The organism is Roseibium sp. (genome assembly GCF_039982295.1).
Classification (GTDB): domain Bacteria; phylum Pseudomonadota; class Alphaproteobacteria; order Rhizobiales; family Stappiaceae; genus Roseibium.
This window is the reverse complement of the sequence record NZ_JBDWYP010000033.1, coordinates 155,297-170,447: the sequence shown is the minus strand read 5'-3', so window position 1 is coordinate 170,447 and position 15,151 is coordinate 155,297. Positions and strand designations below refer to the sequence as shown.

Genomic DNA, 15,151 nt, shown 5'->3' with positions numbered 1-15,151 from the left:
CACGCCGTTCTCAACGAGCGCATAAGCGCTTTCATCATTCGATTCCCGCTCGTTCCGGAGAGGCGGACACTGGACGACAACCGAGCCCGGGGGTCACCATGACTGATGAAACGCCGCATTCGGCGGAATTTCCGCTGTTCAGCGAAACCGATCTTTCCCTCAACCTGGATCGTCAAAGACGCTTGGCCAAAGTGCTGCGCGATGACATTCGAAGCGGGGATGATGAGGCTTTGACGCGCCTCGCCACAAATCATCCCAAAGCCAAGTCACTAGAGACCAAAAAACTAAAACTCGCCGATGCGCAATTTGTCATCGCAAGGGAAGCAGGCCTTTCCAGCTGGCCCGCCCTCAAATCCCATGTCGTCAATATGGAAGCTGCAGGCCGTGCGATCGAGCATGAAGCGCCAGCTCCCGACAGCGATTTGCAAACGCTCCACATCAGATGTGGCAACGACATCGAGCAAGCACTGCAGCGCGCTGGTTTTTCGGGCGATTTCCTGATGTATCCTGATCCGGTTTGCCAAGGTCCGATTTCGGATGGGCCAGGTGCCCTGCCCGCGCGCGCTCGGTTTATTGCCGATGAGTACCCAGGCGAGGAGGAAGACAAGGCACTTTCGGACCTCCTGGCGACCGAAGCGCGTCTGACCGCTGCCGGAGACTACGCAAGGATTGTCCTGTGGTTCGAGCATGACCCCTATGACCAGCTATTGCTGGTCAAGATCTTGAATCAATTCCGCAAGACTGGTGCCGACAAACGCAAGGTAGAGCTTGTCAGCCTCGACAGGTTTCCAGGCATTTCAAAATTCATCGGCATCGGCCAACTGTCACCAGCAGCCATCCGACATTTGTACTCTGGACGACAACCCGTCCCAGAAGCTGCCTATGATCTTGCCGCATCGACATCCGCTGCGTTTCTCACCAAAGATCCTTGCACGCTGCACGCACTTTCCCAGCAATCGTTTGACAGCCTGCCGTTTCTGGCGAGTGCACTTTCACGCTATTTGGCGGAGTTGCCAGATCTTCATACCGGCCTTTCATTTACCGAAGGCGTCTGTTTGCAAATCCTGAACAACGGACCAATGGCATGGAGCAAGGTCTTCAGCACGTTCATGCGAAAAATAGATCCCCTGCCCTACCACGGCGATTTGATGTTCCTGGGCACATTGCTTCGATTGCGAGACGCGGAGAAGCCCGCACTGGAAAGCCAGATGCTCGATCTCACGCCAGAAGGCTGGGGAAAGACCGAGTTTGGCCTGACCGAAATCGGTCGCCAACTTCTAAACGGACAGCTTGACTGGAAGAGCTGCGGGGCACGACTTCGCTACCACGGCAGCATCACCTGCTTTGCCGATCCGGACTGGCGTTGGGACAGTGAGCGTCAAAGACCGGTCGCCAAAGACCAGGGAACAACTCCCTCACGTTAACTGAAAACTTCGAGATGCAGGCTAGGCTCTGCTTATGCCTTCATCCACCTTCCCCGCAAGTGACTGCGCTAACGCACTTCTGACGATGGCTCGTCCTGATCTTAAAGACCGGTTCAACCGCTGGCTTGATCACCTGTCGGACGAGCGCCGTCTCGCCGACAAAACGCTGATCGCATATGAGCGAGATGTGCGCCAATTCTTACAGTTTCTAGCCGGCCACCTAGGCGGGCCACCCGGCCTGGCCGATCTGCGAGATCTGAAGCCTTCCGATTTCAGGGGGTTCATGGCCCGGCGTCGGCGCGATGGTGCTCAAAGCCGGTCTCTAGCGCGCGGAATGGCCGGTATCCGGTCTTTTCTCAAGTTTCTGGAAAAGCGCGGCGAAGTAAACGCGGCTGCCTCAGATGCAATTCGTCCACCGCGCCAGGCCCGCTCTCTGCCCAAGCCGGTCGCGGTGCGCGATGCGGTTGACGTCATTAGTGGCGACCTGGCCATGGAAACCGAAGCCTGGGTCGAAGCGCGCAACGCGGCAGTGCTGACACTCCTATACGGCTGCGGCCTGCGCATCAGCGAAGCCCTGTCCCTGACCGGCCGTACAGCGCCGAAGAAAGGCGCCAAGAGCATGCGGATCATTGGCAAGGGCGGCAAGGAAAGGATCGTGCCGATCCTGCCAGTCGTGACCGAGTCGATCGAGGCCTATCTAAAGCTCTGTCCTCACGCCGTCACCGCAAACAGTCCGCTGTTTCGCGGCGTGCGTGGCGGGCCGCTCAATCCGCGCGCCGTCCAACTGGCGATGGAGAAGCTTCGCGGCGTGCTCGGCCTGCCCGACAGCGCCACGCCGCATGCTCTGCGCCATTCCTTCGCAACTCACTTGCTTGCAGGCGGCGGTGATCTTCGTACGATCCAGGAACTTCTGGGCCACGCCAGCCTATCCAGCACCCAGATCTATACAGAAATCGACGCAACGCGCCTGCTTGAAGCCTATGACAAGGCGCACCCTCGCGGATAGATGCAAAGCCGGGCAAAAAAACGCACGGAGGGCACCTTTTCTGCGCTTTGGGGGGTGCATTCTGCGAAAATGTTGATAGGGTCGCGCCTTCCTGGCACGCCCTTCGCGCGCCGTGCCCATATCTGCTGCCTCTGCCTATGGCCTCGTTGTCATTTTCATGGAGCGGCCAAGAACAGACAAAGGAGACAACTTGCAAGTCCTCGTACGAGACAACAATGTCGACCAAGCCCTTCGCGTTCTGAAGAAGAAGCTCCAGCGTGAAGGCGTCTTCCGTGAAATGAAGACACGCCGTGCATACGAAAAGCCGTCCGAAAAGCGCGCCCGCGAAAAGGGTGAAGCTGTACGCCGCGCCCGCAAGGCTGCGCGCAAGCTCGCTCAGCGCGAAGGTTTGGCTCCGGGCGCACGCGCCAAGCGCTAAAGTGCCACGACAGGCCCCGCGCCTGTTGCGAGACATTCGATCGGGTTCCACGCTAGAGGCGACTGCCTTCGTGGAACCGGTCGCACTCTCCCCCAGCAGTATCGCCTTCATGGCACCGCCTTGGTAGCATCACTGCGGCGTTAACGTTTCCCTAACGCTTTGAGAACAGGCTCTCCGCCGAGGAGATGCGATCGTGCGCTTGCTGGCTGTTCTTCTGCCTTTCATTGCCGCCTTTTTCCTGTTTGGCGCCTCCGCTGAAGCCCGGATCTATTGCCCTCTGCCGGAACACGGCATCTGGGTCAATCCTGATGCTGCGCCCAAGGAACTCTCCCGCCTCGAAATCGAGACCAAATGTCAGGACGACCAGGTGTTTGCGCGCATTCGGGCCTTCACCAAATGCACGCCCCGTGATTGCAAGTGGGGCTGGACCAAGGCTGAGCTTCGCGATGGTGGCGGGCTCCGGGTCCTGCTCATCGGCTTTCTCAGCAGCAAGATCATTGACGTAAGGAAGATCGGCGAAAACCTCGATGCTTTCGTGACCAACATCACCAATGACGGTTCACAGCCCGAACGCCTCAAATCTTATTCCCTGAAGCGGCCCTGACGCCGTCGCCGATCCTGACTTGCCGAATTTCTGGAAGGACGACGAGGCCAAAGGCCTACAGTTCCCACGGTTCTCAAATCCGCCAGACGGCGGCGTAACGGCTTGGTACACGATGCGTTTGACCCTGATCGCAAATGATGAAGTCGCGACTGAAGGCGAGGACCTGGACGCGGCTTTGCGGTCCTATGACCAGCGGGACCAGGAGCGCACAGCCACCTGGCTGAAGCATTTTCAGTAGGCCGCCTTCAAGCATGCAAGACCGGGAGGTCGTCTTCCCCTTGCACTTTTCAGCATTTCGCCTACCCTAACGTCAGCCGCGCTATGGTGTGCGGTGCTCACTCGATGGAGGTGACCCATGCGTGGCCTTAAAACAAGTGTTGCAGCTTTCGCCCTTGCCGCATTCGCCGTTTCTCCGGCGCTGGCCTGTGAGTGGTCGAAGTCCGCCAAAACCAAGACCAAAATGACCGTTGCCCAGACGACCGAGGTTCCTGAGGTTGCGATTGCGACCAACGATCTGCCTATGGAGGTCACAAGCAACATAACGGTCATTCCAAAGCTGAAGAGCGACGCCGCCAGATAGCGGCGCGCCTGCGTGACGTCGGCCTGTTCGCCTCAAGTCTGCCCGTTCCTGCAGAGCTTTTGTCGAGGGTCCGGTTCGAGCTTCACGCGATCAGCCTGGCCATCATGTCGATACTCACTTAGTCCCTGATGCAATATCTGCGTGGCTGAGCTGATGAACAATGTTGCCATGAGCGCCGCAACGATCAAGTCAGGCCATGCGGTCGATGTCACCCAGACAGCGACCGCAGCCAGCATCACGGCGACATTCCCGATGGCATCATTTCGCGAGCAGAGCCAGACGGAGCGGACATTGGCGTCGCCGTCCTTGTATTTCATCAACAGCAGCACACTGGCGATGTTGGCTGCCAACGCCAGAAAACCGATCGCGCCCATGACGCTTGCTTCGGGCACACCAAGGACCAGCAGCTGGTAAAGCGTTGATCCGGCGATCCATAGCCCCATAAGCAGTAGGCTGAAGCCCTTGGCGAGAGCTGCGGTCGCCCGGATCCTCAAGGACGCGCCGATGACGGCCAGCGAAATGCCATAGGTGACGGCGTCGCCGAAGAAATCGAGCGCATCGGCCTGAAGGGCCTTCGACCCGGCAGCATGGCCGGCGAACATCTCCACCACAAACATCGCCCCGTTCAGGGCGATCACAATCCAGAGGCGGCGTTTGTAGTCCGTCGACAGCCCGTCGAACGTCGCCTTATGGTCACAACAGGACCCCATCAGGTTCTCCTCAAGATCTCGAAATTGCGGTTTCGATACCTTATGTACTTCCTCTAGTGACTGGAGGTTCAAGAGGCAGCATGACTTTTTCTATCGGAGATTTATCCCGGCAAACCGGCGTGAAGGTCACCACGATTCGCTACTACGAGCAGGAAGGCCTGATTTCCGCCCCCATTCGCACCGATGGGAACCAGCGCCGTTTCGGTGAGAAAGATCTAAAGAGGCTGCGGTTCATCAAGCACGGCCGGGATCTTGGTTTGCCCATGAGCGCCATACGCGAACTTCTCGACCTGAGTGGCCATCCGGATCAGCCTTGCGACCAGGCCGACAGAATTGCGCGAGACCAGCTCCTTTCCGTGCGTGACCGGATTTCCCAGCTGCGCCGGCTGGAGGCGGAACTTGAACGCATCGCCAACAGTTGCAGCGGCGACCACACGATCGCCGACTGCGACGTTCTGAAGGCCTTCGGCGATCACGGTCAGTGCGAAGGCGAGCATTGAAGAGACGCCCTGCCGTCGTTCAGACCTCTTCCAGAATGAACGTCCAATGGTAATCGTCCCCCCAGCACTTCCAACAAAAAAGCCGAGCATTGCCCGGCTTTTTCAATTCAGAATGGAAAGACCCGATCAGGAGTGGATCGGTTTGCCTGCGGTCGCCATGGCGGCTTCCTTGACGGCTTCCGACATGGTCGGGTGCGCGTGGCAGGTGCGGCCAAGATCTTCGGATGAACCGCCGAATTCCATCAGCACAGCAGCCTCGTGGATCATCTCGCCAGCACCAAAGCCGACGATGTGAACGCCCAGAACCCGATCGGTTTCCGCATCAGCCAGAACCTTGGCAAACCCTTCGGTCTGATTCATGGCGCGGGCGCGGCCGTTGGCCATGAAGGGGAACTTGCCGGTGTTGTACTTGACGCCAGCAGCCTTCAGCTCTTCTTCCGTTTTGCCAACGGAAGCAACTTCCGGCTGGGTGTAAACAACGCCCGGAATGATGTCGTAGTTCACATGCGGCTTCTGGCCGACGAGCGTTTCGGCAAGGGCGACGCCCTCATCTTCCGCCTTGTGAGCGAGCATCGGACCGGCGATAACGTCGCCAATGGCATAGATGCCTGGCACATTGGTGGCAAAGTGACCATTGGTGTGAACGCGGCCACGCTCATCGAGCGCAACACCGGCTTCTTCCAGACCAAGGCCTTCCGTGTAGGGCTTGCGGCCGATGGCAACCAGAACGATGTCGGCTGCAATGGTTTCAGCATCCCCGCCCGCAGCTGGCTCGACAGTGACTTCCAGACCCTTACCCTTCTTGGTCACGCCGGTAACCTTGGACGAAAGCTTGAACTCCATGCCCTGCTTTTTCAGCATGCGCTGGAAGTTCTTGGAGACGTCACCGTCCATGGGACCGAGGATCTTCGGCATGAACTCGACCACGGTCACGTCCGCGCCAAGACGGCCCCAGACAGAGCCAAGCTCCAGGCCAATGACACCACCGCCAACGACAACCAGCTTGCCCGGAACCTTTTCCAGTTCCAGTGCGCCTGTGGAGGACACGATCTGCTTCTCGTCAATCTCGACGCCAGGCAGAGGCATGACATCCGAACCGGTGGCAATGACGATGTTCTTTGTTTCCAGAACAGACTTGGACCCGTCTTCGGCGGTGACTTCAACCTTGCCAGAGGACAGGATCTTGCCGGTGCCGTGATGGGCATCGATCTTGTTCTTCTTCAGAAGGAAACCGACACCGTTCACATTTGCGTCGATGACATCCTGCTTGTGCGTCATCATGGTCGGCAAGTCGAGCTTCGGCTTCGACACCTTGACGCCGAGCTTTTCAAAGCCATGGCCGGCTTCGGCGAACATTTCCGATGCATGAAGCAAGGCCTTGGACGGAATGCAGCCGACATTGAGGCAGGTGCCGCCATGGGTGGCGCGCTTCTCGACAACGGCAACCTTCTGGCCGAGTTGAGCTGCCTTGATAGCGCATACATAGCCACCAGGGCCGGTTCCGATGACGACAAGATCATATTGGGACATTTCGGTCGCCTTTTGCCTTTGTTCAGTCGACCCCAAACGGGATCAGGGGAGGATCGCGCGGCCACCGGAAACATCCAGGATCGCGCCAGTCGTGTAGCTGGCATCTTCGGAAAGAAGCCAGATGATTGCATTTGCCACTTCATCGGCGGTGCCGGCACGCTTCATGGGAAGCGTCGGTGCCAGGTCGCCCACCCGTTCGGGCAGACCGCCAGAGGCGTGAATTTCGGTATCGATGATGCCGGGCCGCACACCATTGACGCGGATGCCTTCGTCGGCAACTTCCTTCGCAAGGCCGACAGTCATGGTGTCGATCGCCCCCTTCGCGGCGGCGTAGTCGACATATTGGCCCGGCGAACCGAGTTTGGAGGCGGCAGAGCCGAGATTGACAATACCGCCGCCCTTGCCGCCATGGCGGGTCGACATGCGGCGGACCGCCTCGCGAGCGCAGAGGAACGAGCCGATCACGTTGATCGAGAACATCCGTGTCAGCCGTTCCAGGGACATCTCGTCAAGCCGCTGCGACTGATCCACAACACCCGCATTGTTCACCAGCCCGACAAGCGTGCCGAGACTGTCAGCAACGTCAAACATCTGCAGCACATCGGCTTCGTTCTGCACGTCGCCCTGAACGGCCCGGGCCGTACCGCCTGTGGATGTTATCTCTGCAACGAGAGCGTCCGCGGCGCCCCGGTTGGCGGCGTAATTCACGACAACGGCGCGACCGTCTTTAGCCAGACGACGGCAAACTGCGGCGCCAATGCCCCGGCTTCCACCGGTAACGAGAACAACTTCGGTCATCGCGGTCGTGTCTCCTTCTACCGATCAGCCAGCGCCAGTTTCAGTCCGAAGCCGGCGAATGTGGCCGCGATTGTCCGACGCATCCAGGTCAGAACGGTTTCACTGCGCAGGACGTATTCTCCGACGAGTGAGGCAAACGCGCCGTAGACGACGAAAACGACAAAAGTCATGACCATGAAAATCCCGCCCATAGACAGCATATCAACCGTCGGCGAAACCGCGCCGGCCGGAATGAATTGCGGCAAAAAGGCAAGGAAGAAGACGGTCAACTTCGGGTTCAGGATGTTGATCAGGAAGCCGGTCCAGGCGATCGCCAGAGATCCCTTTCCCTGACCTGCCACCTCGTTGCTCAGAGACAGGGCGCCCCTGTCGCGGAGCGTCATCCAGGCAAGATAGAGAAGATAGGCGACGCCGGCGTATTTCAGCAGCTGAAACACCAGCGCGCTTGTGTGCATGAGCGCGGATAGGCCAAGCACGGATGCAAGGATCGCCGGAAGGATCCCCATCGTGCAGCCGAACGCCGCCGCGACGCTTGGCAGTCGGCCTTTTCCAAGGCCGACTGCAACTGTGTAGACGACGCCGGTGCCCGGGACCAGAACGACCACAAGGGCCGTTATCAGGAATTCAAGACTCATGCTCGGGCTCCCGACGTCACTCCGTTTGCTTACAGATCCAGCACGAGACGCTGAGGATCTTCCAGGCTTTCCTTGACGCGGACGAGGAATGTCACAGCTTCCTTGCCGTCGACGATCCGGTGGTCATAGGAGAGCGCCAGATACATCATCGGGCGGATAACGACCTGACCGTTCACGGCCATCGGACGTTCCTGGATCTTGTGCATGCCCAGAATACCAGACTGCGGTGCGTTCAGGATCGGCGAGGACATGAGCGAGCCGTAGACACCACCGTTGGAGATGGTGAAGGTGCCGCCGGTCATGTCGGCCATGCCGAGCTTGCCGTCGCGCGCCTTGCGGCCCAGGTTGCCGATCTCCTGCTCGATCTCGGCAATGGACATCTGGTCAGCGTCGCGAACAACAGGAACAACCAGACCCTTGTCTGTACCAACCGCGACACCAATGTGGGCGAAGTTCTTGAAGACCACATCCGTGCCGTCAATCTCGGCGTTCACGGCCGGGACTTCCTTCAGGGCGTGACAGACAGCCTTGGTGAAGAACCCCATGAAGCCGAGCTTCACGCCATGCTTCTTCTCGAACAGGTCCTTGTACTGCTTGCGCAGGTCCATGACCGGGCCCATGTCCACTTCGTTGTAAGTGGTCAGCATGGCCGCCGTGTTCTGGGCGTCCTTCAGGCGGCGCGCGATGGTCTGGCGCAGCTTGGTCATGCGGACGCGTTCTTCACGCACTTCATCATCAGCGGAAACCGGACCGCGCGGAGCGGCGGAAGCTGCAGCAGGAGCTGCGGTCACGCCAGCCGCTGCGGCCGCGATCACATCGCCTTTCAGCACCTGGCCACGCTTGCCGGATCCTGCAACCTGGTCGGCGGAGATGTTCTTCTCGGCCATCATCTTGGCTGCAGACGGTGCCGGCGGCATGGAAGAGCCACCTGCGGCCGGAGCCGTTGCCGGAGCAGACGCTTCGGCTGCCGGTGCCGCAGCACCGGAGCTGTCGATCTGACACAGGAGCTTGCCCGGCTCGACGGTATCGCCGGTATTGGCTGCGATCTTGACGACCGTGCCGCCAACGGGCGCAGGAACTTCCTGAGCAGCCTTGTCGGTTTCCAGTTCAACGAGCGTGTCGTCGGCCTTGACCACGTCGCCAACCTTGACGCTCCACTCGCCGACTTCGGCTTCGGTGACGCTTTCGCCCGCGCTCGGGGTGACAACGTCAACAATCGTTGCCGCAGAAGCAGCGGCCGGTGCGGCCTCTTCCTTCTTGGCAGCCGGAGCCGGAGCTGCAGCGCCTGCGCCGTCAGCGATCTGACCAAGGAGAGCGCCGACCTCGACGGTGTCGCCCTCGTTGACCACGATGCTCTCCAGGGTTCCGGAGGCCGGAGCCGGCACTTCGACGGTTACCTTGTCTGTTTCCAGTTCCACCAGCGGCTCGTCAGCCTTGATGGCATCACCCGGCTTCTTGAACCACTGAGCGATCGTTGCTTCTGATACGGATTCACCCAGCGTGGGCACGCGAATTTCGGTTGCCATGGTCGCCTTCTCTTAAGTTTGCCTGGCCATTTCCGGTCATGATGGGGGCCGTAAGCGGCCCCCTACACAATTACTTTCCAAATGCCTCGTCGAGGAACGCCTGAAGCTGCGCAAGATGCGCGGACATCAGACCTGTCGCCGTCGAAGCCATTGCGCTGCGGCCTGCATAGACAGGGCGCTTCACCTTGGCACCGATCTGTTCCAGAACCCATTCGATGTAGGGTTCGACGAAGAACCAGGAACCCATGTTCTTGGGCTCTTCCTGACACCAGACCATATCGGCGTTCTTGAAGCGGTTAAGCTCGTGTGCCAAGGCCTTCTTCGGGAACGGATAAAGCTGTTCGACGCGCAGCAGGTAGACGTCATCGATGCCGCGCTTCTCACGTTCTTCGAGCAGGTCGAAGTAGACCTTGCCCGAACACATGACCACACGACGGATCTTGTCGTCAGCCACCAGCTTCGTTTCGGAAGAACCCATTTCGGCATCATCCCACAGCAGACGGTGGAATGTACTGTCCTGGTTCATCTCGCTCAGCTTGGAGACGGCCCGCTTGTTACGCAGAAGCGACTTCGGCGTCATCAAGATCAGCGGCTTGCGAATGTCGCGACGGATCTGACGGCGCAGAATGTGGAAGTAGTTTGCCGGCGTCGTACAGTTCGCCACCTGCATGTTGTCTTCCGCACAGAGCTGGAGGAAACGCTCCAGACGCGCCGATGAGTGTTCCGGCCCTTGTCCCTCATAGCCATGCGGCAGGAGACAGACGAGACCGGACATACGCAGCCACTTGCGTTCGCCGGAAGAGATGAACTGGTCGAACAGGACCTGCGCACCGTTGGCGAAATCACCGAACTGGGCTTCCCAAAGGGTCAACGCATTCGGCTCGGCCAGCGAATAACCATATTCGAAGCCAAGCACCGCTTCTTCAGAGAGCATCGAGTTGATGACCTCGTAGCGCGCCTGATCCTTGGAAATGTTGTTCAGCGGGATAAAGCGGCTTTCGTCTTCCTGGTCGTACAGAACCGAATGACGCTGGGAGAACGTCCCGCGCTCACAGTCCTGGCCGGACAGGCGAACTGCATGGCCTTCGTTCAGGAGACCTGCGAAGGCGAGGGCTTCCGCAGTTGCCCAATCGACACCTTCGCCGCTATCGAACATCTTCTTACGATTGTTCAGGAAGCGGGCGATCGTGCGATGCACATTGAAGCCATCGGGAACTGTGGTCAGTGCCTTGCCGACTTTCTCCAGATCGTCGTCCGACAGACCCGTGGAACCACGACGCGGATCTTCCTCGTCATCGGCACGCTTCATGCCCGACCACTTGCCGTCGAGCCAATCGGCCTTGTTCGGCTTGAATGCATTGCCGGCTTCGAATTCGCCATCGAGATGCGCCCGCCAATCGGACTTCATCTTTTCGACTTCGTCGGCGCTCAGGACGCCTTCCTTGACCAGGCGCTCGGAATAGATCTGCAGCGTTGTCGCGTGCTTGCGGATCTTCCGGTACATGATCGGCTGGGTGAACGCCGGCTCGTCGCCTTCGTTGTGGCCGAAGCGGCGGTAGCAGATCATGTCGATCACGACCGGACGACCAAAGGTCTGGCGGTACTCAATCGCGATCTTGGCCGCAAAGGTCACAGCTTCGGGATCATCCGCATTGACGTGGAAGATCGGCGCTTCGATCACCTTGGCCATATCGGACGGATACGGAGACGAGCGCGAGAAGCGCGGGTTCGTCGTAAAGCCGATCTGGTTGTTGATGATGACATGAAGCGAACCACCCGTGCGGTGACCGCGAAGTGCGGACAGACCGAAACATTCGGCAACCACACCCTGGCCGGCGAAGGCAGCATCACCATGCAGGAGAAGCGGCAGAACCTTGGAGCGGTCAACCTCGGTGGTGTCGACCCAATGGCCATCAACAGCCGACAGCTGATCCTGCTTTGCCCGAGCCTTGCCGAGAACGACAGGGTTGACGATTTCGAGGTGAGACGGGTTCGCTGTCAGGGACAGGTGAACATCGTTGCCGTCGAACGAGCGGTCGGAAGAAGCGCCGAGGTGATATTTTACATCGCCTGAGCCTTCGACATCATCAGGGGCAGCGGAACCGCCCTTGAACTCGTGGAACACAGCACGGTGCGGCTTGCCCATCACCTGTGTCAGAACGTTCAGGCGGCCACGGTGCGCCATGCCGAAGACAATGTCCTTCAGGCCGAGCTGACCGCCGCGCTTGATGATCTGTTCCAGCGCCGGGATCAGCGCTTCGCCGCCATCAAGGCCGAAGCGCTTGGTGCCGGTGTATTTCACGTCCAGGAACTTTTCGAAGCCTTCGGCCTCGACCAGCTTGTTCAGGATCGCTTTCTTGCCTTCCTTGGTGAAGGCAACATGCTTGTCCGGACCTTCAATGCGCTCCTGAAGCCAGGCCTTGGCGGCCGGATCGGAGATATGCATGAATTCGACACCAAGTGTCGAACAGTAGGTCCGCTTCAGGATGTCCATCATCTCGCGCAGCGTGGCGTATTCAAGGCCGAGCACGTTGTCGATGAAAATCCTGCGATCCCAATCGGCGTCTACGAAGCCGTAGGACGAGGGGTGCAGTTCCTCGTGGTCGCCTGGAGGCGAAAGCTTCAGAGGGTCGAGTTCCGCATGAAGGTGGCCGCGCATTCGATAGGCGCGGATCATCATCAGGGCACGGACAGAATCCCGCGTCGCCTGATGGACCTCGGCGTCGGACATCGGTGCGCCCTTGGCCTCGGATTTCTTTTTGAGCTTGTCACCGAGCTTCTGCTCAATGGGAGCCCAGTTGCCATCGAATGCGTTGACCAGATCGCCGTTGGCCGCAATCGGCCAATCCTTGCGTTTCCACGGCGCACCGCGCGCTTCCTTGAGGACGTCTTCCTTTGCGTCCTGGAAGCTCGCGAAAAACTCCTGCCACTCGGCATCAACCGAGCTCGGGTCTTCCTTGTACTGAGCGTAGAGGTCTTCGATATAGGCTGCGTTGGCGCCGTAAAGCAACGACGTCAGTGCGAATACGTTGTTCGCTTCCTGCCGTGCCATGTCCATCCAGCGGAGGGATGCCCCGCCCTTGTTCTTTCAGGTGGACCCGGAAGAGCCCGTCCTGGGTTCCTTTTCAGGCCGATGCAAACACCGACCCCCTCATGAATTGCGGTCAAGGCACCAGGGGCGTCTCGACCGCATCGCGTCACTATGCCTACCAAAACGTAAACAATTTACGCTCTGGCGCCAGCATAATTATGCATTAGCCCTTCAAGACTTCGAGAAGGGTTTCGCCAAGCTTCGCCGGGGACGGAGAAACCTTGATACCGGCCTCTTCCATTGCCGCGATCTTGTCTTCCGCGCCGCCCTTGCCGCCGGAGATCACGGCACCTGCGTGACCCATGGTGCGGCCAGGAGGAGCCGTGCGGCCTGCAATAAAGCCGGCCATCGGCTTGGAGCGGCCCTTCTTGGCTTCGTCCTTCAGGAACTGAGCTGCTTCTTCTTCAGCAGAGCCTCCGATTTCACCGATCATGATGATCGACTTGGTCTCATCGTCAGCCAGGAACATTTCCAGGACGTCGATGAACTCGGTGCCCTTGACCGGGTCGCCGCCGATGCCGACCGCTGTGGTCTGGCCAAGGCCTGCGTTCGAAGTCTGGAAAACCGCTTCGTAGGTCAGTGTGCCGGAGCGCGAAACAACGCCAACGGAGCCCTTCTTGAAGATGGAGCCCGGCATGATGCCGATCTTGCACTCTTCAGGGGTCAGGATACCTGGGCAGTTCGGGCCGAGCAGGCGAGAGTTGGACTTTTCCAACCGGCGCTTGACCTTGACCATGTCGGCAACCGGGATGCCCTCGGTGATGCAGACGATGAACGGAACTTCCGCATCAATCGCTTCGATGATGGCTGCACCTGCACCTGCCGGCGGAACGTAGATCACCGACGCGTCTGCACCGGTGGCTTCCTTGGCTTCACCAACAGTCGCGAAGATCGGCAGCTTGGCATCAGCATCAAGGCCAGACGTCCAGCTTTCGCCACCCTTCTTCGGATGCACGCCACCAACCATCTGGGTGCCGTAGTACTGCAGCGCCTGTTCCGTGTGGAACGTGCCGGTCTTGCCGGTCAGGCCCTGTACGATGATTTTCGTGTCTTTATTGACGAGGATCGACATTTACGCGCCCCCCTTGACGGCTTTCACGATTTTCTGGGCGGCGTCGTCGAGATCGTCAGCGGCAATGACGTTCATTCCACTGTCGGAAATGATCTTCTTGCCGAGCTCGACGTTGGTGCCTTCGAGGCGCACAACGAGCGGAACCTGAAGTCCAACTTCAGTCACGGCGGCCAGAACGCCTTCCGCGATGATGTCGCAGCGCATGATGCCGCCGAAGATGTTGACCAGGATGCCCTTCACGTTCGGATCGGACGTGATGATCTTGAACGCAGCCGTCACCTTCTCCTTGGTCGCACCGCCACCAACATCGAGGAAGTTGGCAGGTTCAGCGCCGTAGAGCTTGATGATGTCCATGGTTGCCATGGCAAGACCGGCGCCGTTGACCATGCAGCCGATGTCGCCGTCGAGGGCAACGTAGGCCAGGTCGTATTTGGACGCTTCGATTTCCTTGGCGTCTTCTTCGGTCTCATCGCGCAGGGCCATGATGTCGTCGTGGCGGAAGAGCGCGTTGCCGTCGAAGGAGACCTTGGCGTCAAGAACGCGCAGGCGGCCGTCTTTCATGACGATCAGCGGGTTGACTTCCAGAAGCGCCATGTCCTTTTCCACGAAGGCCGTGTAGAGGATCGGGAAGAGCTTCATGCCGTCTTCGCGGGCAACACCGGTCAGCTCCAGTGCGTCGCAGAGCGCAGCAGCGTCGGCTTCGGTGACGCCTGTGTCCGGATCGACCGCAACGTTGTGGATCTTTTCCGGGGTGTCGTGCGCAACCGCCTCAATGTCCATGCCGCCTTCGGTGGAAACCACGAAAGCCGGGCGACCGACGGTGCGGTCAACCAGGATGGAGAGGTAAAGTTCACGCTCGATGTCGGCTCCGTCTTCGATGTAGAGACGGTTGACGACCTTGCCCGCATCACCGGTCTGAGCCGTGACAAGAGTGTTGCCGAGCATGTCTTTCGCGTGAGACGTCACTTCGTCCAGCGAGAATGCGAGGCGAACACCGCCCTTTGCATCTGCAGGCAGTTCCTTGAACTTGCCCTTGCCGCGTCCACCAGCGTGGATCTGCGACTTCACGACCCAGAGCGGTCCTGGCAGCTTCTTGGCAGCAGCTTCAGCTTCGTCGGCGGAGAAGATGGCGACACCTTCTGCAACCGGCGCGCCGTATTCCTTCAGAACCGCTTTGGCCTGATATTCATGGATGTTCATCAGTTTCCCCCGTTGTCGGAGGACCGCCACCGAGGATCAGTGGCGGCCATCTTTACA

Annotated in this window: 15 protein-coding genes; 7 read left to right on the top strand and 8 right to left on the bottom strand. The window is 59.2% G+C overall.

Annotated features, from left to right (window positions below; translation table 11 throughout):
- Positions 1-98: 98 nt before the first annotated feature.
- From ABJZ52_RS06050 to ABJZ52_RS06025, 6 genes are all read left to right on the top strand, one after another.
- Positions 99-1,424 (top strand): DUF1835 domain-containing protein, encoded by a 1,326-nt coding sequence (locus tag ABJZ52_RS06050; RefSeq protein ID WP_348189603.1) that lies wholly within the window; start codon positions 99-101, stop codon positions 1,422-1,424.
- Between the two features lie 85 nt (positions 1,425-1,509).
- The gene (locus ABJZ52_RS06045) at positions 1,510-2,430 is read left to right on the top strand and encodes a tyrosine recombinase XerC (protein WP_348189763.1); all 921 of its coding nucleotides are present in this window, start codon (positions 1,510-1,512) and stop codon (positions 2,428-2,430) included.
- A 190-nt stretch (positions 2,431-2,620) separates the two neighbouring features.
- Positions 2,621-2,848 (top strand): 30S ribosomal protein S21, encoded by a 228-nt coding sequence (rpsU, locus tag ABJZ52_RS06040; RefSeq protein ID WP_153770406.1) that lies wholly within the window; start codon positions 2,621-2,623, stop codon positions 2,846-2,848.
- A gap of 193 nt (positions 2,849-3,041) precedes the next feature.
- Positions 3,042-3,452: a serine/threonine protein kinase gene (locus ABJZ52_RS06035; RefSeq protein WP_348189605.1), complete on the top strand. Its 411-nt coding sequence runs from the start codon at positions 3,042-3,044 to the stop codon at positions 3,450-3,452.
- Positions 3,453-3,471: 19 nt separating this feature from the next.
- Positions 3,472-3,690 carry a hypothetical protein gene (locus ABJZ52_RS06030; protein ID WP_348189607.1) on the top strand — a complete coding sequence of 73 codons (219 nt, stop codon included), beginning with the start codon at positions 3,472-3,474 and terminating at the stop codon, positions 3,688-3,690.
- 117 nt (positions 3,691-3,807) lie between these two features.
- A complete protein-coding gene (locus ABJZ52_RS06025) occupies positions 3,808-4,032 on the top strand; it encodes a hypothetical protein (protein ID WP_348189609.1) in 225 nt (74 codons plus the stop codon).
- Between the two features lie 32 nt (positions 4,033-4,064).
- Here ABJZ52_RS06025 and ABJZ52_RS06020 read toward each other — a convergent pair whose 3' ends face one another.
- The gene (locus ABJZ52_RS06020; RefSeq protein ID WP_348189610.1) at positions 4,065-4,742 is read right to left on the bottom strand and encodes a cation transporter; all 678 of its coding nucleotides are present in this window, start codon (positions 4,740-4,742) and stop codon (positions 4,065-4,067) included.
- 80 nt (positions 4,743-4,822) lie between these two features.
- On the opposite strand from ABJZ52_RS06020, the gene ABJZ52_RS06015 reads away from it, so the two are divergent.
- Positions 4,823-5,242 (top strand): helix-turn-helix domain-containing protein, encoded by a 420-nt coding sequence (locus ABJZ52_RS06015; protein WP_348189612.1) that lies wholly within the window; start codon positions 4,823-4,825, stop codon positions 5,240-5,242.
- A gap of 126 nt (positions 5,243-5,368) precedes the next feature.
- On the opposite strand, the gene lpdA is transcribed toward ABJZ52_RS06015, so the two are convergent.
- The 7 genes from lpdA to sucC all read right to left on the bottom strand — a co-directional run bounded on the left by lpdA (position 5,369) and on the right by sucC (position 15,094).
- Complete coding sequence (lpdA, locus tag ABJZ52_RS06010) at positions 5,369-6,772, bottom strand: dihydrolipoyl dehydrogenase (RefSeq protein ID WP_348189614.1); 1,404 nt, start codon at positions 6,770-6,772, stop codon at positions 5,369-5,371.
- A gap of 42 nt (positions 6,773-6,814) precedes the next feature.
- Entirely contained in the window at positions 6,815-7,570 is a 756-nt protein-coding gene (locus tag ABJZ52_RS06005) for an SDR family oxidoreductase (RefSeq protein WP_348189616.1), read from the bottom strand.
- A 17-nt stretch (positions 7,571-7,587) separates the two neighbouring features.
- On the bottom strand, positions 7,588-8,205 hold the full coding sequence (locus ABJZ52_RS06000; protein WP_348189617.1) for a LysE family translocator: 618 nt from the start codon (positions 8,203-8,205) through the stop codon (positions 7,588-7,590).
- 29 nt (positions 8,206-8,234) lie between these two features.
- Positions 8,235-9,731, bottom strand: a complete 1,497-nt coding sequence (gene odhB / locus ABJZ52_RS05995; protein ID WP_348189618.1) for a 2-oxoglutarate dehydrogenase complex dihydrolipoyllysine-residue succinyltransferase — start codon at positions 9,729-9,731, stop codon at positions 8,235-8,237.
- Positions 9,732-9,801: 70 nt separating this feature from the next.
- Positions 9,802-12,783: a 2-oxoglutarate dehydrogenase E1 component gene (locus tag ABJZ52_RS05990; RefSeq protein WP_348189620.1), complete on the bottom strand. Its 2,982-nt coding sequence runs from the start codon at positions 12,781-12,783 to the stop codon at positions 9,802-9,804.
- Between the two features lie 202 nt (positions 12,784-12,985).
- Positions 12,986-13,894: a succinate--CoA ligase subunit alpha gene (gene sucD / locus ABJZ52_RS05985; protein ID WP_348189622.1), complete on the bottom strand. Its 909-nt coding sequence runs from the start codon at positions 13,892-13,894 to the stop codon at positions 12,986-12,988.
- Positions 13,895-15,094: an ADP-forming succinate--CoA ligase subunit beta gene (sucC, locus tag ABJZ52_RS05980; RefSeq protein ID WP_192110965.1), complete on the bottom strand. Its 1,200-nt coding sequence runs from the start codon at positions 15,092-15,094 to the stop codon at positions 13,895-13,897.
- Positions 15,095-15,151 lie beyond the last annotated feature (57 nt).